Annotated in this window: 26 protein-coding genes; 1 reads left to right on the top strand and 25 read right to left on the bottom strand. The window is 70.4% G+C overall.

What is annotated here, in order from left to right; genetic code table 11:
• Window positions 1-16: 16 nt before the first annotated feature.
• The 25 genes from ACMW4R_RS09685 to infC form a co-directional block, all read right to left on the bottom strand.
• Window positions 17-820, bottom strand: a complete 804-nt coding sequence (locus tag ACMW4R_RS09685; protein WP_418299774.1) for a pseudouridine synthase — start codon at window positions 818-820, stop codon at window positions 17-19.
• On the bottom strand, window positions 817-1,482 hold the full coding sequence (gene scpB / locus ACMW4R_RS09680; RefSeq protein WP_418299773.1) for an SMC-Scp complex subunit ScpB: 666 nt from the start codon (window positions 1,480-1,482) through the stop codon (window positions 817-819). The genes ACMW4R_RS09685 and scpB overlap by 4 nt, the downstream gene beginning before the upstream one ends.
• Window positions 1,472-2,386 carry a segregation and condensation protein A gene (locus tag ACMW4R_RS09675; protein ID WP_418299772.1) on the bottom strand — a complete coding sequence of 305 codons (915 nt, stop codon included), beginning with the start codon at window positions 2,384-2,386 and terminating at the stop codon, window positions 1,472-1,474. Before ACMW4R_RS09675 ends, scpB begins: the two co-directional genes overlap by 11 nt.
• Entirely contained in the window at window positions 2,370-3,272 is a 903-nt protein-coding gene (locus ACMW4R_RS09670) for a ParA family protein (protein ID WP_058626612.1), read from the bottom strand. The genes ACMW4R_RS09675 and ACMW4R_RS09670 overlap by 17 nt, the downstream gene beginning before the upstream one ends.
• Window positions 3,273-3,474: 202 nt before the next feature.
• Window positions 3,475-4,269, bottom strand: coding sequence for a DUF4184 family protein (locus tag ACMW4R_RS09665; RefSeq protein WP_418299771.1), 795 nt, complete (start codon window positions 4,267-4,269; stop codon window positions 3,475-3,477).
• Window position 4,270: 1 nt separating this feature from the next.
• Window positions 4,271-5,584, bottom strand: a complete 1,314-nt coding sequence (gene tyrS / locus ACMW4R_RS09660) for a tyrosine--tRNA ligase (RefSeq protein ID WP_058614980.1) — start codon at window positions 5,582-5,584, stop codon at window positions 4,271-4,273.
• Between the two features lie 95 nt (window positions 5,585-5,679).
• A complete protein-coding gene (locus ACMW4R_RS09655) occupies window positions 5,680-6,555 on the bottom strand; it encodes a hypothetical protein (protein WP_418299770.1) in 876 nt (291 codons plus the stop codon).
• Entirely contained in the window at window positions 6,552-7,199 is a 648-nt protein-coding gene (locus ACMW4R_RS09650; protein WP_418299769.1) for a SatD family protein, read from the bottom strand. Before ACMW4R_RS09650 ends, ACMW4R_RS09655 begins: the two co-directional genes overlap by 4 nt.
• Before the next feature lie 50 nt (window positions 7,200-7,249).
• Window positions 7,250-8,680, bottom strand: coding sequence for an argininosuccinate lyase (argH, locus tag ACMW4R_RS09645; RefSeq protein WP_418299768.1), 1,431 nt, complete (start codon window positions 8,678-8,680; stop codon window positions 7,250-7,252).
• A 237-nt stretch (window positions 8,681-8,917) separates the two neighbouring features.
• Window positions 8,918-10,039, bottom strand: coding sequence for a heparan-alpha-glucosaminide N-acetyltransferase domain-containing protein (locus tag ACMW4R_RS09640; RefSeq protein WP_418299767.1), 1,122 nt, complete (start codon window positions 10,037-10,039; stop codon window positions 8,918-8,920).
• Window positions 10,018-10,941, bottom strand: coding sequence for an ornithine carbamoyltransferase (gene argF, locus ACMW4R_RS09635; RefSeq protein ID WP_418299766.1), 924 nt, complete (start codon window positions 10,939-10,941; stop codon window positions 10,018-10,020). Before argF ends, ACMW4R_RS09640 begins: the two co-directional genes overlap by 22 nt.
• Complete coding sequence (locus ACMW4R_RS09630) at window positions 10,938-12,155, bottom strand: acetylornithine transaminase (RefSeq protein ID WP_058594887.1); 1,218 nt, start codon at window positions 12,153-12,155, stop codon at window positions 10,938-10,940. The genes argF and ACMW4R_RS09630 overlap by 4 nt, the downstream gene beginning before the upstream one ends.
• Window positions 12,152-13,054 carry an acetylglutamate kinase gene (gene argB, locus ACMW4R_RS09625; protein ID WP_058594888.1) on the bottom strand — a complete coding sequence of 301 codons (903 nt, stop codon included), beginning with the start codon at window positions 13,052-13,054 and terminating at the stop codon, window positions 12,152-12,154. The genes ACMW4R_RS09630 and argB overlap by 4 nt, the downstream gene beginning before the upstream one ends.
• Complete coding sequence (gene argJ, locus ACMW4R_RS09620) at window positions 13,051-14,208, bottom strand: bifunctional glutamate N-acetyltransferase/amino-acid acetyltransferase ArgJ (protein ID WP_058628651.1); 1,158 nt, start codon at window positions 14,206-14,208, stop codon at window positions 13,051-13,053. The genes argB and argJ overlap by 4 nt, the downstream gene beginning before the upstream one ends.
• The gene (gene argC / locus ACMW4R_RS09615) at window positions 14,205-15,254 is read right to left on the bottom strand and encodes an N-acetyl-gamma-glutamyl-phosphate reductase (protein WP_418299765.1); all 1,050 of its coding nucleotides are present in this window, start codon (window positions 15,252-15,254) and stop codon (window positions 14,205-14,207) included. Before argC ends, argJ begins: the two co-directional genes overlap by 4 nt.
• Window positions 15,255-15,766: 512 nt before the next feature.
• Window positions 15,767-18,277 carry a phenylalanine--tRNA ligase subunit beta gene (gene pheT / locus ACMW4R_RS09610; protein ID WP_418299764.1) on the bottom strand — a complete coding sequence of 837 codons (2,511 nt, stop codon included), beginning with the start codon at window positions 18,275-18,277 and terminating at the stop codon, window positions 15,767-15,769.
• Window positions 18,277-19,317 carry a phenylalanine--tRNA ligase subunit alpha gene (gene pheS, locus ACMW4R_RS09605; RefSeq protein ID WP_058614974.1) on the bottom strand — a complete coding sequence of 347 codons (1,041 nt, stop codon included), beginning with the start codon at window positions 19,315-19,317 and terminating at the stop codon, window positions 18,277-18,279. Before pheS ends, pheT begins: the two co-directional genes overlap by 1 nt.
• A 169-nt stretch (window positions 19,318-19,486) precedes the next feature.
• Window positions 19,487-20,401: an amino acid ABC transporter permease gene (locus ACMW4R_RS09600; RefSeq protein WP_058628648.1), complete on the bottom strand. Its 915-nt coding sequence runs from the start codon at window positions 20,399-20,401 to the stop codon at window positions 19,487-19,489.
• Window positions 20,398-21,048 carry an amino acid ABC transporter permease gene (locus ACMW4R_RS09595; protein ID WP_058594894.1) on the bottom strand — a complete coding sequence of 217 codons (651 nt, stop codon included), beginning with the start codon at window positions 21,046-21,048 and terminating at the stop codon, window positions 20,398-20,400. Before ACMW4R_RS09595 ends, ACMW4R_RS09600 begins: the two co-directional genes overlap by 4 nt.
• Window positions 21,049-21,132: 84 nt before the next feature.
• A complete protein-coding gene (locus ACMW4R_RS09590; protein ID WP_058614972.1) occupies window positions 21,133-22,053 on the bottom strand; it encodes a glutamate ABC transporter substrate-binding protein in 921 nt (306 codons plus the stop codon).
• Between the two features lie 122 nt (window positions 22,054-22,175).
• Window positions 22,176-22,937, bottom strand: coding sequence for an amino acid ABC transporter ATP-binding protein (locus tag ACMW4R_RS09585; protein WP_058594896.1), 762 nt, complete (start codon window positions 22,935-22,937; stop codon window positions 22,176-22,178).
• A 74-nt stretch (window positions 22,938-23,011) separates the two neighbouring features.
• Complete coding sequence (locus ACMW4R_RS09580) at window positions 23,012-23,809, bottom strand: TrmH family RNA methyltransferase (protein WP_058594897.1); 798 nt, start codon at window positions 23,807-23,809, stop codon at window positions 23,012-23,014.
• 102 nt (window positions 23,810-23,911) lie between these two features.
• Complete coding sequence (gene rplT / locus ACMW4R_RS09575; RefSeq protein ID WP_013583374.1) at window positions 23,912-24,295, bottom strand: 50S ribosomal protein L20; 384 nt, start codon at window positions 24,293-24,295, stop codon at window positions 23,912-23,914.
• A 29-nt stretch (window positions 24,296-24,324) separates the two neighbouring features.
• Entirely contained in the window at window positions 24,325-24,519 is a 195-nt protein-coding gene (gene rpmI, locus ACMW4R_RS09570) for a 50S ribosomal protein L35 (protein ID WP_058232311.1), read from the bottom strand.
• A 48-nt stretch (window positions 24,520-24,567) separates the two neighbouring features.
• Window positions 24,568-25,233 (bottom strand): translation initiation factor IF-3, encoded by a 666-nt coding sequence (infC, locus tag ACMW4R_RS09565; protein ID WP_081319072.1) that lies wholly within the window; start codon window positions 25,231-25,233, stop codon window positions 24,568-24,570.
• A gap of 207 nt (window positions 25,234-25,440) precedes the next feature.
• Between infC and ACMW4R_RS09560 the strand changes: the two genes are divergently transcribed.
• Window positions 25,441-25,866 (top strand): DUF1844 domain-containing protein, encoded by a 426-nt coding sequence (locus ACMW4R_RS09560; RefSeq protein WP_418299763.1) that lies wholly within the window; start codon window positions 25,441-25,443, stop codon window positions 25,864-25,866.
• Window positions 25,867-26,292 lie beyond the last annotated feature (426 nt).

The following is a 26,292-nucleotide window of genomic DNA, read 5'->3' as shown; positions in this document are numbered from 1 at the left end:
GAGACGCCCCGGAGGCTCACTCCGCGGGAGTGTCGCCGTCCCGACGGGACAGCGTGAGCAGGGCGCCGCGTTCTACTGTAGTCAACTCGCGCGCCTTGCCCACCGGGAGTGTTCCCAGGTGCAAGGGCCCGAACTGCCGACGCACCAGCTCGACGACGGGGTGGCCGACCTCGGCCATCATCCGCCGGACGATGCGGTTCTTGCCCGAGTGCAGCGTGAGTTCGACAAGGCTCTCGCCGCGCGACGCGTCGAGAAGGCGCGCCTTGTCGGCCGCGATCCGTCCGTCCTCGAGCTCGACGCCTTTGATCAGTCGCTGGATCGTCTGGGGCAGCACCTGCCCCTCGACCTTCGCGATGTACACCTTCGTCACGCCGAACGAGGGGTGTGCGAGCACGTGGGCGAGGTCGCCGTCGTTGGTCAGGACGAGAAGGCCCGAGGTGTCGGCATCCAGTCGTCCGACGTTGAACAGGCGCTCGTCCCAGTCCTTCGTGTAGCGACGCAGATCAGGGCGCCCGCGGTCGTCGCTCATCGAGCTGACGACGCCCGTCGGCTTGTTCAGGATGACGTAGCGCTTCGATGCGTCGAGCTGAATCGCCGTGCCGTCGACGTCGACGAGGTCGACCTCGGGATCGATGCGCGAGCCGAGCTCCGTCACGACCACTCCGTTCACGCGCACGCGGCCCGCGACGATCATCTCCTCCGAGACGCGGCGCGAGGCCACGCCCGCATTGGCCAGCACCTTCTGCAGGCGGACACCCTCTTCGCCCCCGCTCGCCGAGCGCGAGCCCCCGGTCGCTGAGCCTGTCCAAGCGTCACTCATCTCAAAACCTCTCCGTCGAATCCGTCGGCGCCGTCGTCGAGCAACGGCGAGATGTGGGGCAGCTCGTCGAGCGAGTTGATGCCCAGATTGACCAGCAGCTGGTCGGTCGTCCCATAGTGGATCGCCCCCGTGTCGGGGTCGGTGAACACCTCGGTGATGAGCCCGCGGGCGAGCAGCGTCCGGACGACCGAGTCCACGTTGACAGCACGGATGGATGCCACCTGCCCGCGCGTCACGGGCTGCTTGTACGCGATGACGGCCAGGGTCTCGAGCGCCGCCTGCGACAGCCGCGAGGGCGCCTGGGTGTTCACGAACTCGCCCACGACGTCGTCGTACTCCTCGCGCACGTACAGCCGCCATCCGCCGCCGACCTCGCGCAGCTCGAAGCCGCGGACCGGCCCACCGGTCTCGCCGTCGTAGTCGGCGACCAGCCCCTCGACCGCCTGACGAACGGCGGGCACCGGGGCGCCGACGGCCGCGGCCAGGCTCACGAGGCTCTGCGGCTCGTCGACGACGAGCAGGATCGCCTCCAGACGTCGGGCGACGGATGCCGGATCGCTCGGCCGCGGAGCCGGCTCGGCGGTCTGCGCGGCCGTGTTCGTCGGCGCGGGCGGGGCGCTCTGCGCACCCGTGTCGGTCGGGCGCGTGGGGTCAGCGGTCATAGTCGGCTCCCAGGGCGGCGAGGTTCTCTTCCGACCACCTCTCGGCGGTCCAGCGCAGGGTCAGCTCCCCGAGCGGCTCGAGCTGCTCGAACGACAGCGCCGCGTGGCGGTACAGCTCGAGGATCGAGAGGAACCGCGCGACGACGACGCCGGTCTCGGTGACGCCTGCGACGAGATCGCGGAAGTTCAGGGTGCCCGCCGAACGGAGCAGCGTCACGACGATCGCGGCCTGCTCGCGGATGCTCACGAGCGGCGCGTGCAGGTGGTCGAGCCCGACGGTGGGGATCTGCTTGGGCGCCATCGCGACGACGGCGAGAGCAGCGAAGTCGTCGAGGCTGAGCGTCCACACGAGCTCCGGCACGGCTGCGCGGTACTTCTCGTCGAGCCGCACGTCGCGGGTGTGCCGGCGATCCTCGCGCTGCAGGCACCGCGCGAACCACGCCGACACCTCTTTGAACGCCCGGTACTGGAGGAGGCGGGCGAACAGCAGGTCGCGCGCTTCGAGCAGCGCCACGGACTCGGCATCCACGAGTTCGCCCTGCGGCAGCAGACCGACGATCTTCATGTCGAGCAGCGTGGCCGCGACGACGAGGAACTCGGATGCCTCATCGAGATCCTGCTCGGGACCGAGGTCGCGGAGGTATGCGATGAACTCGTCGGTCACGCGGCTGAGGGCGACCTCGGTGATGTCGAGCTCGGCGCGCGAGATGAGGGTCAAGAGCAGGTCGAACGGTCCGTCGAAGACGGGGAGGGTGACGCGGAAGCCGGCGGCGTCGGTCCCTTCGACGGGCTCAGGGATCTCGGTCGCGGGATCACCAGTCTCGCGGGAGAGGTGGCTGAGCTCGTCGAAGCCACCGGGGGCGGATGCCGGCGCGACGGGGGTGTCGTCAGGCGACGGCGCCACGCGCGACCAGCTCCCGCGCCAACCGCAGGTAGGCCTGGGCGGCGGCGTGCTCGGGCGCGAACTCCGTGATCGGCATGCCCGAGACCGAGGCATCCGGGAACTTCACCGTGCGGCCGATGACCGTCTCGAGGACGTCGTCGCCGAACGCCTCGACGACACGCTCGAGCACCTCGCGCGAGTGCAGCGTGCGGGGGTCGTACATCGTGGCCAGCACGCCGTCGAGCTGGATCGCCGGGTTCAGGCGGTCGCGCACCTTGTCGATGGTCTCGACCAGCAGGGCGACACCGCGGAGGGCGAAGAACTCGCACTCGAGCGGGATGAGCACGCCGTGCGCGGCGGTGAGCGCGTTCACGGTGAGCAGGCCCAGCGAGGGCTGGCAGTCGATGAGGATGACGTCGTAGTCGGCCGCGACCTTGCGTAGCACGCGCGCGAGGATCGTCTCGCGGGCGACCTCGTTGACGAGATGCACCTCGGCGGCCGAGAGGTCGATGTTGGCCGGCAGCACGTCGAGACCCTCGACACGCGTCCGCACGATGACCTCGCGCGGGTCGCGCTTGGTGTCGAGCAGCAGGTCGTAGATCGTCGGCACGTCATGGGTCTGGATGCCGAGACCCGCCGACAGCGCGCCCTGGGGGTCGAAGTCGATCGCGAGCACGCGGCGGCCGTAGCCGGCGAGCGAGGCGGCGAGGTTGATGGTCGTCGTCGTCTTGCCGACGCCGCCCTTCTGGTTGCACAGCGCGATGATGCGCGCGGGACCGTGGCTGTCGAGAGCCGGCGGGGTGGGAAACCCCTGGTAGGGACGACCGGTGGGGCCGAGGATGACCTCGTCTTCGCCCGTCTTGCTGCCCTTCGTGCTCGCCGACACCGAGTCTCCCGCCTTCGTCATAACGTCGTCGAGTCTAGCCGCCGCCCGCCCCGCGGCCCGCGTGACCCGCGGGCAGGAGCCGGGCTCCAGGCTCCAGGCTCCGCGAGACTGCAACGCGCTGACATCCCCACTGCAGGCTGCAGTGGACTTGTCAGCCGCGTGCAGTCTCGCCCATCCCGCGCCGTGAGCCGCGCACCCCGGGCCGCGCACCGCGCGCCGCGGGTCAGCCGCGTGCCGTCCGCGCGAGCCGCGCACGCCGCACCTGCACGAGAACGGCGAGCAGCACGGTCGCGATACCCCACACGGCGGCGACCTTCACGAGCACGCCGTAGATCAGGTGGGTCGGGGTGTACTCCGCGCCGAACCCTCCCTCGACCGCGAGCGCCACGACGCTCGCCCCGACCAGCGCGACCGGAAGCGAGAGCCACCACGCCGCGCGGACGGCATCCGGAACCACACGCCGCACGGGCACCGCCGCGCGCTTCGACAGCCACCACAACCCGAAGACCGCCAGCCCGGCCAGCCCGAACGCCCCCGAGCCGTACTGCAGCCATTTCACGCCCAGGAGCGGCCCCCACTGCTGCTCGAGCGCGGGGAACAGGGCGTCGCCCGCTCGCCCCTCGTGCGTGAAGAAGTCCCACGCGACGTGCGTGACCGCCCCGAGCGCGAGCGAGACGACGAGCCACAGGATGCCGCTGACTCCCCCGCCGACGGTCTCGCGCGCGGCCGCGGGGGCACCGGCATCCCATCCCTCGGGCAGGCGCTCGGCGACGCGCCGCGGCAGCAGCTCCCGCGTCGCGGGACGCAGCACGCACCGCCACACCAGGAGCAGCGCGAACGCCATGACGACCGTCACCGGCAGCCACGCGAGATCGTGGGTCACCGAGTACGGGGGCACGATTCCGCGCAGGAACAGCGGAAGGTCGGGGGTCATCGCGCCGATCGCGATCGCCGCCGGCACCAGCGGTGTCCGCACGAAGGGCAGGGCGACGACCGCGTGGCTGACGGTGAACGGCATGTCAGCTGAGGAAGAGTCCCGCGAGCGTCTTCTTTCCGCGGCGCAGCACCGAGACGCCGCCGGGGAGGGTGCCCTGGACGATCGCCTCGTCGCCGGTCACCTTCTCGCCGTCGAGCGTCACTCCGCCCTGGGCGATCGCGCGGCGCGCGTCGCTGAGGCTCGATGACAGGCCCGTGGCGGTGAGCGCCTCGACGACGGTGGATCCCGCGGCGACGGTGGCGTGCGGCAGCTCCTCGAGCGCGGTGCGGAGCACGGCGGCATCCAGCGCGGTCACGTCGCCCTGGCCGAACAACGCCTCGGTCGCGGCGATGACAGCCTCGGTCGCCTCCGGGCCGTGCACGGTCGTGACGACCTCGCGCGCGAGGCGCTTCTGCGCCGCGCGGCGGAACGGCTCGGCCTCGACGAGCGCCTCGTACTCCTCGATCTCGGCGCGCGTGAGGAACGTGAACACCTTGAGGCGCTCGATCACGTCGCGGTCGTCGGTGTTGAGCCAGAACTGGTACATCGCCCACGGGCTGCACATGTCGGCATCCAGCCAGATGGCGTTGCCCTCGCTCTTGCCGAACTTCGTGCCGTCGCTGTTGGTGATGAGCGGGGTGCCGATCGCGTGGACCGACGCGCCCTCGACCTTGCGGACCAGGTCGGTGCCGCTGGTGAGGTTCCCCCACTGGTCGCTGCCGCCGGTCTGCAGCACGCAGCCGTACTGGCGGTACAGCTCGAGGTAGTCGAGTCCCTGCAGGATCTGGTAGCTGAACTCGGTGTAGCTGATACCGGCCTCGGAGTTCAGGCGCGCGCTGACGGCGTCTTTCTTCAGCATCGTGCCGACGCGGAAGTGCTTGCCGATCTCGCGCAGGAAGTCGATCGCGCTGAGCGGCGCCGTCCAGTCGAGGTTGTTGACCATGCGGGCCGCGCTGTCGCCCTCGAAGCTCAAGAAGCGCTCGACCTGGGCGCGCAGGCGCGACACCCACTCGGCCACGGTCTCGCGCGTGTTGAGCGTGCGCTCGGCCGTCGGGCGCGGGTCGCCGACCAGGCCGGTCGAGCCGCCGACGAGCCCGAGCGGGCGGTGTCCGGCGAGCTGCAGGCGACGCATGGTGAGCAGCTGCACGAGGTTGCCCAGGTGCAGGCTCGGCGCGGTCGGATCGAAGCCGCAGTAGAAGACGATCGGGTCGCCGCCGAGGAGCTCGCGCAGCTCGGTCTCGTCGGTCGACACGTGGATGAGTCCGCGATAGACCAGCTCGTCCCAGACGTTGTCGAAAGTCGGGTCGTTGGCGGGCTGGAGGGCGCTCACGGGCGCCGCGTCGATCGGTGCAGACACCCGTTCAGGCTACCAGCGGGGGTATCGGACCCCGGATGCCAGGGCGCGGGGCCCGCGTCGATCACAACGGCTCGTGCCCGCGGTGGCGGAGATCGTCAGCCCGCATTGACCCCCCACCACACGAGGAAGGCGGCCGCGAGGGCGGTCACCCAGCTGACCAGGCTGCCTATGAGGAAGTACTCGGCGCGGTTGCCGCTCTTCCCGTCGGCCGAGATCTCGGGGAAGCGGACGATGCCCTTCGCGGCGAACACCGCGGCGATCAGGGTGTACGCGCCGGCGAGGGTCAGCACGAAGACGAGGATGCGCTCGAGCGGGCCGATGAGGCGACCACCCTTGAGCACGGGGCTGGGCGTGGAGACCGGGTCACCGGGCTCGGTCGCGGCGGGAAGCGCGTCGCTTCCGGCGCGGCGGGGCCGGTCGGCGACGCGGAGCGCGTCTGCCGGGGGATCGTCCGCTCGGCGGGGCGCGTTCGCGGCGCCGTCGGCGACCGACGGCGACCCCGCGGCGTCCGACGGAGGGGTCTGCACGGCTTCGCGCTCCCCCATCTCGGAGCGCAGCGCGATGCGCACCACGGCGTTGCCCGACTCGAGCAAGAAGACGAGGCAGCCGATCACGAGCAGGATGACGTCGACCGACACGGTGTCGGTCGGTCGATAGGTGGCCCAGAGCTCCCCGAGGGGCCCCGGGCGCGGGCGACCACGGGCGATCACGACGCACGCCGCCGCCGTCAGCCCGAGCAGGGCGACGGGCCACAACCCCGCGCGAGCGGGACCGCGTTCGGGCATGACCCACGTCCAGATGGCGGCGACCGCGACGGCGAGGAGCCCCGCGATCACGGCATCCAGTCCCGCCGACACCACCACCAGTGCGACCGCCGCGAGCGTGAACGCGAGCCAACGCCGCGTGCGGACCATCTGGCGCAGCAGGTCGACCGCACCGACGGCGAGCAGGAGGAGCCCCGCCGCGATCACGCGCGCACCCCCGACGACAGAGCCGCGAACCCCTCGACGATCGCGGCGGAACCCGCGGTGCTGAGAGTCTGCGACACCGCCGATTGCGTGATGCCCTCGCTCTCGGCGAGCCGGCGCTGCGACCGGCCGAGACAGCGGCCGTACGTGAGCCGGCGCGCCCGCTCGCTCATGGCCGAGACGAGCTGATCGCGACTGAGGGCGTACGCGTTGGCGAGGGCGAGGGCGTCGGCCATGGAGGCATCCTCCTCCTCGCCGAGCTCGATCCACGTGCGCGCGAGCGGCGCGGCGCGCTGTTGCAGATGCTCGACGTGTTCGATCGCGGCTCGCGCCGCCCACCATGCGGGCCCCTCGGGGATCGTGCGATCGTCGAGCGCGATGGGCCGCACCTCCCCGATACCGATCCCGAAGCGGCAGTCGACCTCGTCGGGCAGGGCGAGCCGGAACAGCAGGAGCCAGCTCATCGCGGCGGGCAGCGTGGAGAACTCCCCCTGCAGTTCGTCGCCGACGACCGCCGAGAGCGGAACGGCGGCCACGGCATGGTCTCGCTGCACGCGGTCGACGGTCTCGGCGAGGCGCTTCTGGGCGGCGGCCCGGTCGGCGAGCTGTCGAGAAGCGACGATGTCGGCGATGACGGCGATGGTCATGCCATAAGCCTATCGCTTATCAAACTAATTTGATAAGCAAATTACTGATATCAGCCGATCAGCGTGCGCGCGGCCGACTGAGCCCGCGACACCAGCTCCTCGCGCTGCTCGCGCACCCGCTCGGGGGCCGTGCCGCCGACACCGGTCCGGCTCGAGACCGATCCCTCGATGGTCAGTACCTCGCGCACCGCGGGCGTGAGCGACGGAGAGACGGATGCCAACAGGGCGTCGTCGGCGTCTTCGAGACCGATCTCGCGCTCCTCGCACGCGCGCACCAGTGCGCCCGAGATCTCGTGCGCGTCGCGGAACGCCACGCCCTGACGGACGAGCCACTCGGCCACGTCGGTGGCGAGTGAGAAGCCCTGCGGGGCGAGCTGCGCCATGCGGTCGGTGTGGAAGCGGAGCGTCGCGATCATGCCCGAGAACGCCGGCAGCACGAGCTCGAGCGTGCGCACCGAGTCGAAGACCGGCTCTTTGTCTTCCTGCAGGTCGCGGTTGTACGCCAGCGGCAGACCCTTCAGCGTGGCGAGCAGACCGGAGAGGTTGCCGATCAGACGGCCGGCCTTGCCGCGCGCGAGCTCGGCGATGTCGGGGTTCTTCTTCTGCGGCATGATGCTCGAGCCCGTGGAGTAGGAGTCGTCGAGCGTGACGAAGCCGAACTCGCGGGTGTTCCAGAGGATCACGTCTTCGGCCAGACGCGAGAGGTCGACGCCGATCATCGCGGTGACGAACGCGAACTCGGCCACGACGTCGCGCGAGGCGGTGCCGTCGAGCGAGTTCTCGGCCGGACGCGCGAGACCGAGGCGATCGGCGACGAGCTGGGGGTCGAGCCCCAGGGTCGCTCCGGCGAGCGCTCCCCCGCCGTAGGGCGAGACCGAGGCCCGCACCGACCAGTCGCGCAGGCGTTCGATGCCGCGCGTGAACGCCCAGCCGTAGGCCTGCAGGTGGTGCGCGAGGAGGACGGGCTGCGCGTGCTGGAGGTGTGTGCGCCCGGGCATGATGGCTCCGGCGTTCGCCTCGGCCTGGGCGACGAGCGCGTCGATCAGGCGCAGAACCTCGCGGGTCAGGGTGCGCGCGTGGTCGAGCAGATAGAGACGCACGAGCGTCGCGATCTGGTCGTTGCGGCTGCGGCCGGCGCGCAGCTTGCCGCCGAGCGCGGGCCCCACGGTCTCGATGAGCACGCGCTCGAGAGCGCCGTGGACGTCTTCGTCGCCGGGAGCGGCGACCAGCGTGCCGTCCTTCACGCGCGCGGCGAGTTCGTCGAGTCCCGCGTGCATGGCCGCGGCCTCGGCCGCGTCGAGGTATCCGGCGGCCTCCAGGGCCGCGGCGTGCGCGTGCGAGCCGGCGATGTCGTAGAGGGCGAGGTCCCAGTCGAAGTGCGTCGAACGGCTGAGTGCCGCCAGCTCGGGAGAGGGTCCGCCCGAGAAACGGGCGCCCCAGAGGGCTCCCTCGTTCGTCGCCTGCCCGGTCTCGCTGCTCATGCCCCCAGCCTACCGACGGCGGCCGACAGCGCCGTCGCCGTGACGTGGGGCGGCCCGCCGCGCGTGCCGAACTCCGGAACAACCAGCGGTTGCCGCCGCCTCGGAGCCGGAAAACCGGCCGAACCCCCAAATTCTCCGGAGTTCGGCACCGCCACCGCCACCGGCCACCGGCCCACGGCACGCCCCGCGCCTCCCCGACACCCGACAGCACCGACCCCGCCCAGCGAGGCCCGACTCTCAGCGCTCGCTCGGCACCGCGGCATCCCGTCCCACGACGAGACGCACGATCGCGTCGACGAGTGCCTCGAGCGGTCCTCGGCCGACGGTCACCACCCACACGGTGCACCCGACGATCAGACCGAGGGTCAACGGCCCGAAGAGCTCGAGCGCGCGGATCCCCCACAGATCCGAGGTGTCGCCGAGCACGGCCAGAGCGACGACGGCCCACACCAGCAGCTGCACGACGTAGGCGGTCAGCGGCATCGAGCCGACGGCGCGGAGCGGGACCGCGACCCAGCGCAGCGGCGTGCGGCACAGCAGCAGGCAAAGGCCGATCGCCGCGATCGCGAAGCCGCCCGAGCCGATGACCTCGCCGAGCCCCGCCGAGTGGTCCTCGGTGGTCAGGACCGTCGAGAGATAGGCGTTCCCCGCCACGAGGGGCGCCGTCGCGAGGGCGAGCCCGTATCCCGCCAGCGTGAGCGCGGAGCCCGCGAGCACGATCAGCGCCTGCTCGGGCAGCAGCCGGAGATCGAGGCGCCCGAGGCCCATCCCGGCGAGCAGGAAGGCGATCCACACGGGGAAGGGGTAGTGCCACCCGAGAGCGGCAGCCAGCTCGTCACCCCCGCGACCCGACCAGATCGGCGCGGCGTCGAGCACCGGCTGGATCCACGGCATCACGAGCGCCAGCGCTCCCGCGGTGAGGAAGAGCGCCCGAGAGCGCATCCCGAGGAACGGCAGTGACAGCACGAACAGCAGGGCGTACGCGGGCAGGATCACGTAGACCGGCACGCCGGTCATCACGAGCAGGATGCCGATGACCCACAGCAGCGCGCCCCGCATCGCCAGCCGCGCCGAGGCGCGCGTGCGGCGATAGCCCTCGACCGGCTTCGTCCCGCCGGTGACGAGCGAGATCGACACGCCCGCGAGGACCGCGAACAGGATCGAGGAGCGCCCGTTGACGATGTCGAGCCACGACGAGGGGTCTCCGGCGACGAAGTCCTCAGTGTCGAGCAGATGCGCGGCCAGCATGCCCACGACCGCGAGGCCCCGGGCGAGGTCGACGCCGGCCAGCCGGCCCGGCCCGTCGAAGCGGGTCCAGAGCCGGCGTGGCCGGGACGTCAGTTCTGGCGCAGAAGCCACACCAACAGCGCCTTCTGGGCGTGGAGCCGGTTCTCGGCCTCGTCCCACACGACGCTCTGGGGGCCGTCGATGACCTCGGCGTCGACCTCGTAGCCGCGGTCGGCGGGAAGGCAGTGGATGAAGATCGCCTCGTCGTCGGCGAGGGCCATGAGCTCGCTCGTGACCTTGAATCCGCCCAGGTCGCGGATGCGTGCGAGCTTCTCCTCTTCCTTGCCCATCGACACCCACGTGTCGGTGACGATGACGTCGGCCCCGGATGCCGCGGCCTCGGGGTCGTCGCTGAGGGTGATCGATCCGCCGGTCTCGGCGGCGATCCGCTCGGCATCCGCGATCACGTCGGCGCGCGGCGCGTAGTCCGCGGGAGCCGCGACGCGGACGTGCATGCCGGCGGTGACGCCCGCGAGCACGTACGAGTGGGCCATGTTGCTCTGCCCGTCGCCGAAGAACGACAGCGTCAGCCCCTTCAGCTCGCCCTTGTGCTCGCGGATCGTGAGCAGGTCGGCGAGGAGCTGGCAGGGGTGGAAGTCGTCGCTGAGCGCGTTGACGACCGGAACGCGCGTCCCGCGCGCCATCTCTTCGAGCCCCGACTGCGCGTAGGTGCGCCACACGATCGCGGCGACCTGACGCTCCAGCACCCGGGCCGTGTCGGAGGGCGTCTCCTTGCCGCCGAGCTGGCTGTTCGCGGTCGAGATGATCAGCGGCGACCCGCCGAGGTCGGCGATGCCGACGGCGAACGAGACGCGGGTGCGGGTCGAGGACTTGTCGAAGATCACCGCGACGGTCTGCGGGCCCGCGAGCGGCTTCTGCGCCCAGCGGTCGTTCTTCAGCTCGATCGCGAGGTCGAGGATCTCGGCCTGTTCGGCCGGGGTCAGGTCGTCGTCGCGCAGCAGGTGGCGGGTCACGCGGAGGCTCCTTCGAGGATCAGGGCATCGGACACGGTGGAGAGCGCGGCCGCGAACAGCTCGAGGAACTGCGCGATCTCGGCATCCCCGATCGTGAGGGGCGGCGCGATGCGGATGGTGTCGTCGTTGGCGGCGTTCACGACCAGCCCGTGCTGCTGGGCTGCGGCGACCACGGCCTTGGCGACGGGGCTCGTGAGGCCGATGCCGAGCAGCAGGCCCCGGCCGCGGACGCCCGCGACGAGCGGCGAGCCGAGCGCGGCGATACCGTCGCGGATCTCTCCCTCGCGGCGGGCGGCGTTCTCGACGAGACCGGATGCCTCGATCTCCTGCAGCACCGCTCCCCCGACCGCGGTGCCCAGGGCGTTGCCGCCGAAGGTCGAGCCGTGCGTGCCGGGGAAGAACAGGTCGCTGGCCGCACCGAACGTGATGAGCGCCCCGATCGGGAAACCGCCGCCGATGCCCTTCGCGACGGTGATCGCGTCGGGCACGATGCCGGCGTGCTGGAACCCGAACCAGGCGCCGGTGCGCCCGGCACCGGTCTGGATCTCGTCGATGATCAGCAGCGCGCCGTGGCGCGCGGTGATCTCGCGCGCGGCCTGCAGGTACCCCTCGGGGAGCTCGACGACGCCGGCTTCGCCCTGGATCGGCTCGACCAGCAGGGCGGCGACGCGCTCGTCGACCGCGGCCTCGAGGGCCTCGATCGTGGCGTCGATGTGCTCGACGCCGGGGACCATCGGCAGGAAGTCGGCCTGCAGGGCGGGCTTGCCAGTGAGGGCGAGCGAGCCCATCGTGCGGCCGTGGAAGCCGCCCTTGAGCGTCAGGATGCGCGTGCGGTCGGTGCCGCGGCCGTGCAGACGCGCGAGCTTGAACGCCGCCTCGTTGGCCTCGGCACCGGAGTTGCCGAAGTACACGCGGCCCGACTCCCCCGTGCCGGCGAGCCGCTTCAGGCGCGCGGCCATCGCGAGCTGCGGCGGCGTGGCGAAGTAGTTCGAGACGTGCGCGAGGGTCGACGCCTGCGCGGTGATCGCCTCGACGAACACCGGGTGCGCGTGCCCGAGGGCGTTGACCGCGATACCGGCGAGGAAGTCGAGGTACTTCGTCCCGTCGGCGTCCCAGAGGTAGGCGCCCTCGCCGCGCACGAACATCGCCATGCGGTCGCCGAAGCTCCGGACGAGGTCGCGTCCGGCGTCTTCCTGCCAGGTTGCCGTGGTCATGCGACCACCTCCGTTCCGATTCCCTTGCTGGTGAACAGTTCGACGAGCACCGAGTGCGGCACGCGTCCGTCGATGATGGCCGCGGTGGGCACTCCCCCGTCGACGGCGTCGAGGCACGCCTGCATCTTCGGGATCATGCCCGACTCGAGCTTCGGCACCATCGCGCGCAGCTCCGTCGAGGTGAGGTGCGACACGAGCGAGTCGCGGTTCGGCCAGTCGGCGTAGAGCCCGGGCACGTCGGTGAGGACGACGAGCTTCTTCGCGTTCAACGCGACCGCGAGCGCCGCGGCCGCGGCATCCGCGTTCACGTTCAGCGAGTTGCCGGGGTGGTCGAGATCGGGCGCGATGCTCGAGACGATCGGCACGCGGCCCGCGGCCAGGTGGTCGAGCACGGGCTGCGGGTCGACCGTGACGACGTCGCCGACGCGACCCAGGTCGTGCTCGACCCCGTCCACGACCACGCCGCGGCGACGACCGCCGAACAGGCCGGCGTCCTCTCCGCTGAGACCGGTCGCGAGAGGTCCGTGCGCGTTGACCTTCGCCACGAGCTGCGGATTGATCTGCCCGGTGAGCACCATCCGCACGACGCCGATGGCCTCGGTCGAGGTCACGCGGTAACCGCCGCGGAACTCGCTCGGGATCTCGAGACGGTTCAGCATCGACGAGATCTGCGGGCCACCACCGTGCACGACGACGGGCTTGACGCCCACGTAGCGCAGGTACGCGATGTCGGCGGCGAAGGCGTCCTGCAGCTCGTCGCTCACCATCGCGTTGCCGCCGTACTTCACCACCACGACCTGGTCGCGGTACTTGCGCACCCACGGCAGCGATTCGACGAGCGTGACCGCCCGGTCGCTGGCTTCGGCGGGATCGGTGTCTTGGAGGTCGACGTGGGTCATGAGGAGTAGGCGCTGTTCTCGTGGACGTAATCGTGCGTGAGGTCGTTGGTGCGGATCGTGGCCGCGGCCTCGCCGACGCGCAGGTCGACGACGAGGTCGGTCGCGCGGGGTGTCAGGTCGACGTCCTCACGCGGACGGTCCGGACCACCGGCGGTGCACACGCGCACGCCGTTCATCCAGACGTCGACGTCGTACGGGTCGAAGGCGGCGTCGGTCGTCCCGATCGCGGCGAGCACCCGACCCCAGTTCGGGTCGTTGCCGAAGATCGCGGCCTTGAAGAGGTTGTTCCGGGCGATCGAGCGACCCACCACGACGGCGTCGTCCTCGCTCGCGGCGTTCACGACCCGGATGGTGATGTCATGGCTGGCGCCCTCGGCGTCGCCCTGCAGCTGTGCCGCGAGATCGTCGCACACCGCGGTGAGCGCCTCGGCGAACTCCTCGGCGGGAACCCGGATGCCACTGGCCCCGCTCGCCATCAGGGTGACCTGGTCGTTGGTCGACATGCAGCCGTCCGAGTCGAGCCGATCGAAACTCACGCGCGTCGCGGCGCGCAGCGCCGCGTCCGCCTCGGCCGCGTCGAGGACGACGTCGGTCGTGATCACGACGAGCATGGTCGCCAGGCCCGGCGCCAGCATCCCGGCGCCCTTCGCCATCGCGCCGATCGACCATCCCGCGCCCACGTGCACGGCCCGCTTGGGCTTCGAGTCGGTGGTCATGATCGCGAGCGACGCGTCCTCGCCGCCCTCGGGCGACAGCGTCGCGATCCCCTGGTCGACTCCCGCGAGCACCTTCGCGCGGAAGACCTCGTCGCCCGTGCCGATGAGGCCGGTCGAGCACACGAGCACATCGCCCGCGCCGACACCGAGCAGCTCGGCCGCGCGCTCGGCGGTCTGGTGCGTGGTCTGGAAGCCGAACGACCCGGTGAAGCAGTTCGCCCCGCCCGAGTTGAGCACGATGGCCTCGACGACGCCGTCCTTCACCACCTGCTCGGACCACAGGATGGGGTTCGCCTTCGCCCGGTTCGAGGTGAAGACGGCGGCGCCCACCTTGAGGGGGCCGCGGTTGACCACGACGGCGACGTCGCGCGCGTGCGTCGACTTCAGGCCGACGGCGACTCCGGCCGCCTCGAATCCGGCGGGGACGGTCACGCTCACGGGGCGACTCCGTTCAGGGGAAGGGCGGTGGTCTCGGCGAGACCCAGGGCGATGTTCATGGACTGGACGGCGGCTCCGGCCGTGCCCTTGACGAGATTGTCGACCGCGGCGACCGAGATCACGCGGTTCGCCGCACGATCGATCGCGAGACCGATCGAGGCGACGTTGGCGCCGAGCACGTCGGCCGTCCGTGGGAAGACGCCGGCGGGGAGGAGCTCGACGAAGGGCTCGTCGGCGTACGCCTCCTCCCAGGCCGTGCGGATCTCGGCATCCGTCGCCCCCTCCCGGATCGGCGCCGAAGAGGTCGCGAGGATGCCCCGCGCCATCGGCACGAGCACGGGGGTGAACGAGATCCGGATGCCGTCGGCCGGCGCCCCGGCCGCCGCCAGCGCCTGCCGGATCTCGGGGATGTGCCGGTGCGTCCCGCCCACCGCATAGGGGTTGGCGGTGCCGAGGATCTCGCTCGCGAGGAGGTTCGTCTTCGCCGCCTTGCCCGCTCCGCTCGGCCCGACGGCGAGGACCGAGACGATGTCGCCCGGGTCGATGACACCCGCGGCGACGCCCGGCGCGAGCGAGAGCGCCACGGTGGACGCGTTGCAGCCCGGGGCCGCGATACGCGTCACGCCGCGCAGGTTGTCGCGCTGCTTACCGCCCTCGACGGGCAGCTCCGGCACGCCGTACGCCCAGGGCTCGGCGTGCGTGCCGCCGTAGAACGCGGCCCAATCGTCCGACGAGGTGAGGCGGTGGTCGGCCCCCGCGTCGATCACGAGCGGGGTGTCCGCGAGGGCGTCGGTGTACTGCGCGGACTGGCCGTGCGGCAGCGCGAGGAAGACGACGTCATGGCCCGCGAGGATCTCGGGGGTCGTCGCCTGCAGCTCGAGGTGCGCGAGCGACCGGAGGTGGGGCTGGTGGGCGAGAAGCGGCTGACCCGCGCTGGAGTGCGCGGTGACGGTGCGGATCTCGACATCGGGATGATCGGCGAGGAGGCGGAGGATCTCGCCGCCCGCATAGCCGGAAGCGCCGGAGACGGCGACCGAGAGGGTCATGTATCTACCTTAGGAGTCGGGGCGGGTGCTGAAATTCAGCGCGTACCGGGGCGGCGACGCCCGCAAGCCCGACAACCGGCGGACTACGAGGTCGCCGAAACTCGGCGTGCGACCCGACGTCGGCGCAGCGCAGCGGTGCTCACGGAGAGCTCCGAGCTGAACGCGGCGATCGACGACATCTGGCGAGGGTATCGGCCCGGTCGGGGCCAGGGCAAATCACGTCCGGACGCGGGTCTGCGCGGGCTCGGCTGGGAGAACGGCATGCAATCCCCCTCTTGTCCCCCATTTGGGGGACAAGAGGGGGATATGCTGTGAGTCCTGCCCTCATCGCTGGTTGCTTCCGACTGCCCCCTTATACCGGCGGTGAGGGCAGGCCCACGTCGCAGGCGGACCTGCGCACCGTTCAGCATAAGCGCGCCTCGACGCCCGAAAAGACGGGCGCCGACGCGAGAGGCGGGATGCCACGGCCTCCGCCGCGGTCACCCCGCCCCCGTCGTCGTTCTCGACGTCTGTCAGTCGCGGATCGTCGCCCCGAAACGCTCAGCGGCCACCGCGACCCCCGCGAGCTTGGCCTCGGTGGCCTCCGCCGCGGTGAGGGTGCGATCGTCAGCACGGAAACGCAGAGCGAAGGTCAGACTCTTCGTCCCCTCGGCCAGGCCGGGACCGCGGTAGTCGTCGACGAGACGCGTGCCCTCGAGGAGCGGAGCGCCCCCCTCGAGCAGCGCGGCACGGACGGCGCCGGCCGCGACGTCGACGGGGACCACGAGCGACACGTCCTGCGTCGCCGCCGGGAAGCCCGACAGGGAGGCCGCCACGACACGCGACTGAGCGAGGTCGAGCATCGCGTCGAGGTCGAGCTCGGCGACGAGCACACGTCCCGGCAGGTCGGCGTCAGCCGAGACCGCGGGCAGGACCTCTCCGACGTAGCCGATGTCGACACCGCCGGCGAGCACGCGCGCGGTGCGCCCGGGGTGCAGGGCCGCGCGCTGCGCCTGGACCAGCTCGATGTCGAGCCCGGCCGCACCCGCCAGCACGCGGACGGCGTCGACGGCGTCGGCGAGGTCGGCAGCGACGGCCACCTGGCCGGGCTGCTTCGCGACGGTGTGTCCCGTGAGCAGGACGGCGACGTGCCGACGCTGCGGCGGGATCGAGGCATCCAGAGCCGTCAGTGTGGCGGCGTCCGGACGAACCGCGAGCGGCGGGACCGACGGGGTGCCGTACTGCACCCCGGGCTTCGGGAGGAACACCGTGCCGATCTCGAACAGTGCCAGGTCGACGATGCCGCGCGAGACGTTGCGGTGCGCGACCTGCAGCATCGCCGGGACGAGCGAACGGCGCAGGAACGGCGCGAGGCCGTCGAGCGGGTTCGCGAGCTTGACGCTCGGCAGCTTCTCGCCCGAGGGCGAGCCGTGCAGGGCGTTCTGATCCTCGGTCGTGAAGGGGAACGACGGCGTCTCGACGAAGCCGGCGGCCGCGAGGGCGTTCGCCACGCGGCGGCGCCCCTGCTGCGCGGACGTCAGGCCGCGACCCGAGGGCGGCGTGGGCAGCACCGAGGGGATGCGGTCGTACCCCTCGATGCGCGCCACCTCCTCAGCGAGCGTCCACTTGTCGGAGAGGTCGTGGCGCCACGAGGGGGCGGTCACCGACCAGCCGCCGTCGCGCTCGTCGACGGTGCATCCGATGAGACGCAGGGCCGACACGATCTCGTCGTCGGTGTACTCGACACCGATCAGGCCCGACACGAAGCCCGCGGGAAGGGTGATCGGGTCACGGCGGTAGGGCGCGCCGAGCGCTCCCCCGAGCTCGGTGTCGAGCGTGCCGCCGGCGAGCTCGACCATCAGCGACGCCACGCGCTCGGCCGCGACGTACGGGACCAGCGGGTCGACACCGCGCTCGAAGCGGCGCGAGGCCTCCGAGGGCAGCTTGTGCCGACGCGCGGTCCGGGCGATCGAGACCTGGTCGAACGTCGCCGCCTCGATGAGCACGTTGCGGGTCGCGTCGCTCATCTCGGTCGGGCCGCCACCCATGACGCCGGCGAGACCGATCGGTCCCGACTCGTCGGTGATGAGGAGGTCTTCCGCGCTGAGGGTGCGCACCTGCCCGTCGAGCGTCTCGAGCTTCTCGCCCTCCTCAGCGCGGCGCACCGTGATGCCGCCCTGCAGACGGTCGAGGTCGTAGCCGTGGATCGGCTGGCCGAGCTCGAGCATGACGTAGTTCGTGATGTCGATCAGCACACCGAGCGAGCGGATGCCGGCGAGCGACAGGCGCGTGATCATCCACGGCGGCGTCGGACGCGAGGGGTCGACATCGCGCACGATGCGGGCGACGAACTCGGTCGCGCCCTGACGTCCGCGGATCGGCGCGCGGTCGTCCACCGCGATCGGGAAGCCCGAGGGCGTCCGCGCGACGGCGTCGTCGTGCCCCGTACCCGGGTCGCGGAAGTCCGCGCCGGTGGCGTGCGAGTACTCGCGCGCCACCCCGCGCAGCGACAGCGCGTACCCGCGGTCGGGCGTCACATTGATCTCGACGGCAATATCGTCCAGACCCAGCAGGGCGATGGCATCCGTCCCCACCGGCGCGTCGATCCCGAGGTCGACCAGACGCAGGATGCCGCTGTGCTCGCTGCCGAGCCCCAGCTCCTTCGCCGAGGCGATCATGCCGTCGGACACGTGGCCGTACGTCTTGCGGGCGGCGATCGGGAACGGCCCGGGCAGCACCGAGCCGGGAAGGGTCACCACGACCTTGTCGCCGGGGAAGAAGTTGCCGGCGCCGCAGACGATGCCGCGCACCCCGCCGTGCTCGTCGCCCACGTCGACCTGGCACCAGCGGATGGTCTTGCCGTTCGACTGCGGCTCGGGCGTGAACTCGATCACCTCGCCGACGACGATCGGGCCGGAGAGCTCGAAGCGGTGAACGTCTTCTTCTTCGAAGCCGACGGACACCAGAGCCGCGAGGACATCGTCGGCCGTGGCGTCCGCGGGCACGTCGACGTACTCGCGCAACCAGGAGAGCGGGACGCGCATCAGACCACCATTCCGAACTGCTCGCTGAAGCGGACATCGCCCTCGGCCATGTCGCGCATGTCTTGCACGTCGCTGCGGAACATGAGCGTGCGCTCGATGCCCATGCCGAAGGCGAAGCCCGAGTACTCCTCGGGGTCGATCCCCGCGGCGCGCAGGACGTTGGGGTTCACCATGCCGCAGCCGCCCCACTCGATCCAGCGCGCCCCGCCCTTGAAGGTGGGATGCCACAGGTCGAGCTCGGCGCTCGGCTCGGTGAAGGGGAAGAAGTTCGCGCGGAAGCGCGTCTTGGCCTCGGGCCCGAACAGCACGCGCGCGGCGTGGTCGAGGGTGCCCTTGAGGTGGGCCATCGTGATGCCCTTGTCGATGACGAGCCCCTCGAACTGCGTGAACACCGGCAGGTGCGTCGCGTCGAACTCGTCGGTGCGGTAGACGCGGCCCGGGGACAGCACGTAGATCGGAATCTCGCGCTCCAGCATCGAGCGCATCTGCACGGGTGACGTCTGGGTGCGCAAGACGAGGTGTCGCGCAACGGGGTCGACGTAGAAGGTGTCCTGCATCGTGCGGGCTGGGTGGTCGGGGTCGACGTTCAGCGCGTCGAAGTTGAACCACTCGTGCTCGAGCTCGGGACCCTCGGCGATCTCCCACCCCATGCCGACGAAGATGTCGGAGACCTGCTCCTGCAGGAGCGAGATCGGATGCCGAGCACCGACGCGCGCGCGCTGCGGCAGGGCCGTGACGTCGATGCGCTCGGCCTCGAGCTTCGCGGCCGTCTCGGCCTCGGCGAGCGCGGTCTCGCGGGCGGCGAGCGCCTGGTTGACCTGGCCGCGGGCCTGGCCGACGAGCTTGCCGAACGCGGCCTTCTGGTCGGGGGCGACGTGGCGCATCTGGGCGTTCAGCCGCGCGAGGGCGGACTGCTCACCGGTGTGAGCTGCGCGGGCGGTTTTCAGGTCGGCCGTGGTCGCGGCCGCGGCGATGGCCGCGAGCGCGGCATCGACGGCGGAGGCGACGGCCTCGGGGGTGATCTCGGGTGCGTCGGACACGAGATGAGAGTCTACCGACGGGCGGGGACACTCCCCCGCCCGTCGGGATCACAGCCCGGCTGCGCGCAGGCCTCGGCCGTGCTCGGAACCCGACTGCGCGCACCGAACCCGGCTACGCGCCGAACCCGGCCGCGATCAGAGCCCGACTACGCGCCGAGCCCCGCCGCGATCAGAGGCCGGAGGCGTCGTACTTGCCGAGGCCGCGCTGGGCGACGATCAACTCGGTGTCGGTTCCGGTCTGTCCGGGAGGCTCCGCACCCGCGACCTGAGACGCCTTGGGCGAACGACGCAGACCGATCTCGACGCGGTGGGCGATGTACGACAGCGCGAGGCACATGGCGACGTAGATGACGCTCGCGACCATCGCTGCGGGGATCAGCGGCGATCCGTACTCACCGTTCGACCCCAGCTGGCGCGCGAAATAGAGGAGCTCGGGGTAGGTGATGATGAAGCCGAGAGCGGTGTCCTTCAACGTCACGACCAGCTGAGCGATGATCACGGGCAGCATCGCGCGAATGGCCTGGGGCAGCAGGACGAGGCGCATGACCCCGGCCTTGCGCAGACCGATGGCATAACCGGCCTCGCTCTGTCCGCGCGGGAGGGACTCGACGCCCGCGCGAATGACCTCGGAGAGCACCGAGCCGTTGTAGGCGATGAGCGCGATGACGACGGCCCAGTACGGCGATACCTTCAGGCCGATCACCGGCAGGCCGTAGTACAGCAGGAGCATGAAGATCAGCACCGGGACGGCGCGGAGCAACTCGACGATCCAACCGACCGGCATCCGCACCCATGCGTGGTCCGACATGCGGCCGATCGCCAGAATGAACCCGAGGACGACGGCGCCGACGGCCGCAGCCGCGAAGGCCGCGAGGGTCGCGAGCGTCGCCTCGCCGAAACGCACCCAGATGGCCGTATAGGTGAAGACGTTCCACTTGGTGGCCGAGAACTGGCCGGTGTCGAGGAAGCGCCAGACGACGAAGCCGATGACGGCGACGACGAGCAGAAGCGTGACCGCGCCGAGGATGCGATTGCGCATTCGGGCACGAGGGCCCGGCAGGTCGTAGAGGACGGAGGAGCTCATCGGGCGACCTTCCACTTCTTCTCGGCGGCGCGCTGCAGGGCCGAGAGCACGAGCACCAGGAGGACGAACACCGCCATCACCAGGATGATCGTCATGAGCTGGTTCTCACCGTTCTCACTCATGACCGCGCGGATGTTGCCGAGGTTGACCACCGAGAAGCCCGAGGCGACGGTGGTGTTCTTCAACAGGGCGATGAAGACGCTCATCATCGGCGGGATGACCGAGCGCGTCGCCTGCGGGAGGACGACGAGCGACATGACCTGGCCGAAGCCCAGGCCGAGGGCGCGGGCGGCTTCGGCCTGTCCGACGGGGACGGTGTTGATGCCGGAGCGGATCGTCTCGGCGACGTACGTCGCCGTGTAGATGCCGAGGCCGCAGACGGCGAGAGTGAGGAAGCTCCCGCGCGGGACGTCGATGAGCAGCGGGACGCAGAACGCGAAGAAGAACAGGACGAGCGTCAGCGGGGTGTTGCGGATCCAATTCACGTAGACCGCACCCACCGCGCGCGCGATCGGAATCGGCGACACGCGCATCGCCCCGACGATGAAGCCCAAGACGAGAGCGATCAGACCGCCGCCCAGGAAGAGCACGACGGTCCCCCACAGCGCCTGCGCCCACAGGTCGGGGTAGTCGAAGATCTGATTCACCGAAGGGTGTCCGTTCTGTTCTTTCGTCGTTCGATCGAGCGGAGGGGGTGCGGGCGGCGATCGCTCGCCGCCCGCACGAGGGGCTCAGCTGACGGGGTCGACCGCCGGCTGCTCGCCCTTGACGCCCGAGGCGCCGAGGTTCTTCTCGAAGATGGCCTCCCAGGTGGAGCCGCCGTCGGTGAACATGGTGTTCACGAACTCCTGGAAAGCGGTGTCGCCCTTGGCGAGGCCGACGCCGTAGCGCTCCTCGCTGAAGGGCTCGCCCGCGATCTTGAGGTTGTCGGGGTCCTGAGCGGCGTAGCCGAGGAGGATGGCCTCGTCGGTCGTCACCGCGTCGACCTCGCCGTTCTTCAGCTTCTCGACGCACTGCGAGTACGTGTCGAACTCGACGACCTTGGCGGGTGTCTCTTCGCGGATGCGCTGGATCGGCGTCGAACCGGTGACCGAGCAGACCGTGGTGTCGGCGGTCAGCGAGTCCTTGCCGGTGATGGTGTCGTTGTCGGCGGCGACGAGCAGGCCCTGTCCGGTCAGGAAGTAGGGACCGGCGAACGCGATCTGCTCCTTGCGCTTGTCGGTGATCGAGTAGGTGCCGACGTAGTAGTCGATGTCGCCGTTGATGATCGCCTGCTCGCGGTTCGCCGAGGCGATGGCCTTGTACTCGACCTTGGAGCTGTCAGCGGGGTCGTAGCCGAGCGACGCAGCGATCCACCGCGCGATGTCGACGTCGAAGCCCTTGCGCTCGCCCGTGACGGGGTCAAGGTAGCCGAGGCCGGGCTGGTCTTCCTTGACGCCGATGACGACCTTGTCGGCCGCCTTGATCTTGTCGAACGTCGGGCTGTTCTCGATGGTGACGTCGGTGGCGACCGCGCCGTAGACCGGGGCGTCGCTGCTGCCGCCGTCGGATCCCGCATCGGGCGAGCCGGGGGTGCCGCTGTTGCAAGCCGTCAGGGCCAGCAGGCTCGCGGCGAGGACGCCGAGGCCTGTGAGAGTACGAGTTTTACGCATGTGATGTCTCCTTGGTTACGTGTGCTGTGCGGAAAGGGGTCGGTGACGGCGCGTTCGGGTCGGCCGGGGGGAATGGGACACGAGTGGGGCGAGAGAACCTCCTTGTTCGTCGCCTCTTCCGATCAGTGCGTGATGAGCTTCGAGAGGAAGTCCTTCGCGCGATCGGACTGCGGGTTCGTGAAGAACTGCTCGGGAGCCGCCTGCTCCACGATCTGCCCGTCGGCCATGAAGACGACGCGGTTCGCGGCCTTGCGCGCGAACCCCATCTCGTGCGTGACCACGATCATGGTCATGCCCTCCTTGGCGAGACCGACCATGACGTCGAGCACCTCGTTGATCATCTCGGGGTCGAGGGCCGAGGTCGGCTCGTCGAACAGCATGACCTTCGGCTTCATCGCGAGCGCACGGGCGATCGCGACGCGCTGCTGCTGTCCACCGGAGAGCTGGGCCGGGAGCTTGTCCGCCTGGTGACCGACGCCCACGCGCTCCAGCAGCGCGCGCGCCTCTTTCTCGGCATCCGCCTTCTTGAGCTTGCGGACCTTGATGGGGCCGAGAGTGACGTTCTCGAGGATCGTCAGGTGGGCGAACAGGTTGAATGACTGGAACACCATGCCGACATCGGCACGCAGCTTCGCGAGCCCCTTGCCCTCCTCGGGCAGGCGCGCGCCGTCGATGGTGATGGACCCGCTCGTGATCGTCTCGAGGCGGTTGATCGTGCGGCAGAGCGTCGACTTGCCCGATCCGGACGGACCGATGACGACGACGACCTCACCGCGGTCGACGGTGAGATTGATGTCTTTCAGCGCCTGGAACTGGCCGTAGTGCTTCTGCACATCGGAGACGACGACGAGGGGCTCGGAGCCCGCCGGGGGAACGGATGCCATGCGTTCACCCTATGAGAGCGACGAGCCGGCGACCACCTCGGAACGCGCGCCTTAACCGTTCTGTAACAGCGGCCTCACCGCGCGCGCTGCGCGAAAGCCGTCTCGTACAGACACACGCTCGCGGCCGTCGCGAGGTTCAGCGACTCGGCGCGGCCGTAGATCGGCAGGCGCAACGACAGGTCGGCATGAGCGAGCGCCGTCTCGTCCAGCCCCCGCGCCTCGTTGCCGAAGAGCCAGGCCGTCGGCTCCGACAGGAGGTCTCGGGATGCCAGGAAATCGTCGCCGTCGACATCGGCGGCGACCACGCGCAACCCGGCCTCGTGCGCTCGCGCGACGACGTCGGCGAGATCGAGGTCGACCGCGACAGGAAGGTGGAACAGCGACCCGGTGGTCGAGCGCACGACCTTCGGGTTGTACGGATCGACCGTGCGCCCGGTGAGGACGACGGCGTCGGCACCCGCGGCGTCGGCGGCACGGATGATCGTGCCGAGGTTGCCGGGGTCGCGCACCTCCTCGCAGATCGCGATGAGGCGCGGGTTGCCCGCGAGCACGTCCCTCAGGGCCGTCGGAGTCTGCCGAGCCACCGCGACGATGCCCTGGGGCGTGACCGTGTCGGCCATGGCATCCAGGACCGCCTCGGTCGTGTACTGCAGGTCGACGCCCGCTCGCTCGGCGGCATCGCGCACATCCGTGTGCTTCTCGAGAGCCGTCGGGGTCGCGTAGAGCTCGAGCACCGTCTCGGGCGCCCACGCGAGGGCTTCGCGCGCGGCCTGCGGACCCTCGAGGAGGAAGAGGCCGGTCTCTTGACGGGCGGCGCGCTTGCTGAGCTTGGCCACGGCGCGCACCCGCGGCGAACGGGGGTTCTCGAGCACGTCCTCAGTGTATGGCGTGGGCGGCATAGACCCCGGAAGCCGCGCGGAAACGACGAACGGGCGCCCTCCGGAGAGGACGCCCGTTCGGTACGAGGACGCGTCTTACGCGGTCTTCGGAGCGTTGACGTCACTGGGCAGCGCCGCCTTCGCGGTCTGGACCAGCGAGGCGAACACGGCGGGCTCGTTCACGGCGAGCTCGGCGAGCATACGACGGTCGACCTGGACACCCGCGAGGCCGAGGCCCTGGATGAAGCGGTTGTACGTGAGGCCGTTCTGGCGCGACGCAGCGTTGATGCGCTGGATCCACAGGCGACGGAAGTCGCCCTTGCGCTTGCGACGGTCACGGTACGCGTAGACCAGGGAGTGGGTGACCTGCTCCTTGGCCTTGCGGTACAGGCGCGAACGCTGACCGCGGTAACCGGAGGCGCGCTCGAGGATGACGCGACGCTTCTTGTGGGCGTTTACTGCCCGCTTGACTCTAGCCATTTCTGTTTCTTCCTAACGTGCGTCGGCGCTCAGAGACCGAGGAGCTTCTTGGCGACCTTCGAGTCACCGGCGGCCAGGACCTGCTCCTGGTTCAGGCGGCGGGTGCGCTTCGAGGCCTTGCCTTCGAGGTTGTGGCGCATGCCGGCCTGCTGCTTCATGAGCTTGCCGCTACCGGTCAGCTTGAAGCGCTTCTTGGCGCCCGAGTGGGTCTTCTGCTTCGGCATCTGTCTTCCTTCGTTGGTGTTCCCGACGGAGCGGGAGTCTGGGGAGCTTTACTCGGCGGGGGCCGAGCTGGGCGTTTCTTCCGGGGCCGCCTCGCCACGGGAAGCGCTGCGCGCCGCCTCGCGGTTCGCCGCGCGCTGCGCGTTCTGCTCGGTCTTGACCTCGGACTTGTTCTTGTGCGGGGCGACCACCATCACCATGTTGCGGCCGTCGATCGTGGGGTTGGACTCGACGGTGCCGAACTCGGCGACATCTTCCGCGAACTTGCGGAGCAGGCGCACACCCTGCTCGGGACGCGACTGCTCGCGACCGCGGAACAGGATCATCGCCTTCACCTTGTCGCCCGCCTGGAGGAAGCCCTCGGCGCGCTTGAGCTTGGTGATGTAGTCGTGAGCCTCGATCTTGAGGCGGAACCGGACCTCTTTGAGGACCGTGTTGGCCTGGTTACGACGCGTTTCCTTGGCCTTCTGCGCGGCCTCGTACTTGAACTTGCCGTAATCCATGATCTTGACCACGGGAGGCTTCGAGCTCGGCGCAACCTCGACCAGGTCGAGGTCCGCTTCCTGGGCCAGGCGCAGCGCAGCTTCGATTCGGACGATGCCGACCTGCTCGCCGTTGGGTCCGACGAGACGGACCTCCGGGACTCGGATGCGCTCGTTGGTGCGGGGATCGCTGATGCGGAACTCCTCTTGTGTGCGGGTGGTGGCCGCCGCGATCCGATCGAATCGCGGGCGAAGAGGAGTACACACGCCACCCGGCACGGTGCTGTCAGCACCGGCTTCTGCACCCAGACGACCCCGTGCGAAACGGAGCGGAGTGCGGGAACCCGGTAGCCTGGAGCGGCAAGCGCGGGTGGGATGTGATCCTCTTTCGTACGGAGTGAGACACTCCGAAGCCCGCCATAGTCTAGCAGAGAGATTCACGTGGACACGATCCCCTCCGACCAGCTCGCCGACGACCACTCCGCGCACCGCCACGGAGCCGAGGACGAGCGTCTCGCCCGCTGGGAGGAACAGGAGCGCGCCGCATCCTCGGCCACCCGCGACATCGCCGACGTCCCCGCCGTCGAGGTCATCACGACCGCCGCCGTCCACCTCATGAGTGCCGCCGCCGTGAAGACCGGCCTGGCCGACGATCCGAAGCAGCAGCTCGACCTCGACGAGGCCCGCAAGCTCATCAACGCCCTCGCCGGCCTCATCACCGCCGGCGCCCCCGAGATCAGCGACATGCACGCGCGCTCCCTGCGCGACGGGCTGCGGTCGCTGCAGCTCGCGTTCCGCGAGGCGTCGACCATTCAGGACCCGATCGGTAAGGGGCCGGGCGAGAAGTGGACAGGTCCCGTCACGTAGGTCGCTCGTTCTGCGGAGGTACCGGACTCCGGGATGCCATCCTCCCGAGGCAAGAGCAGGGCCCCTACCCCGATTGCCTCGGGAGAATGGCATCCCTTCGCCCTGCGCCACCGCAGGACAGTTCCTCCGTGACACCCGCGGGGGGTATAGGGGGGCAGCCCTTCGCCTGTGCCGCAGGACGACTCCTCCGTGACACCCGCGAGGTACGGAATGGCATCCCTTCGCTCTGCGCCACCGCAGGACAGTTCCTCCGTGACACCCGCGAGGGTATAGGGGAGCACCCCTTCGCCCTAAGGCACCGCGGGGCACCTCCTCCCTGACACCCGCGGGAGGAGGGGCGGCTCGGTGGACCGTGGGGTGGTCTGCCGGAGCCGAGGTCCCTGAGCCTGTCGAAGGGACCGGGACCGCTGAGGGCGACCCCCACGC

Source organism: Microbacterium sp. S1037 (genome assembly GCF_048381605.1).
In the GTDB taxonomy this organism is placed as follows: domain Bacteria; phylum Actinomycetota; class Actinomycetes; order Actinomycetales; family Microbacteriaceae; genus Microbacterium; species Microbacterium testaceum_B.
Note: the sequence above shows the minus strand (reverse complement) of the source record. Positions and strands in the feature narration are given on the sequence as shown.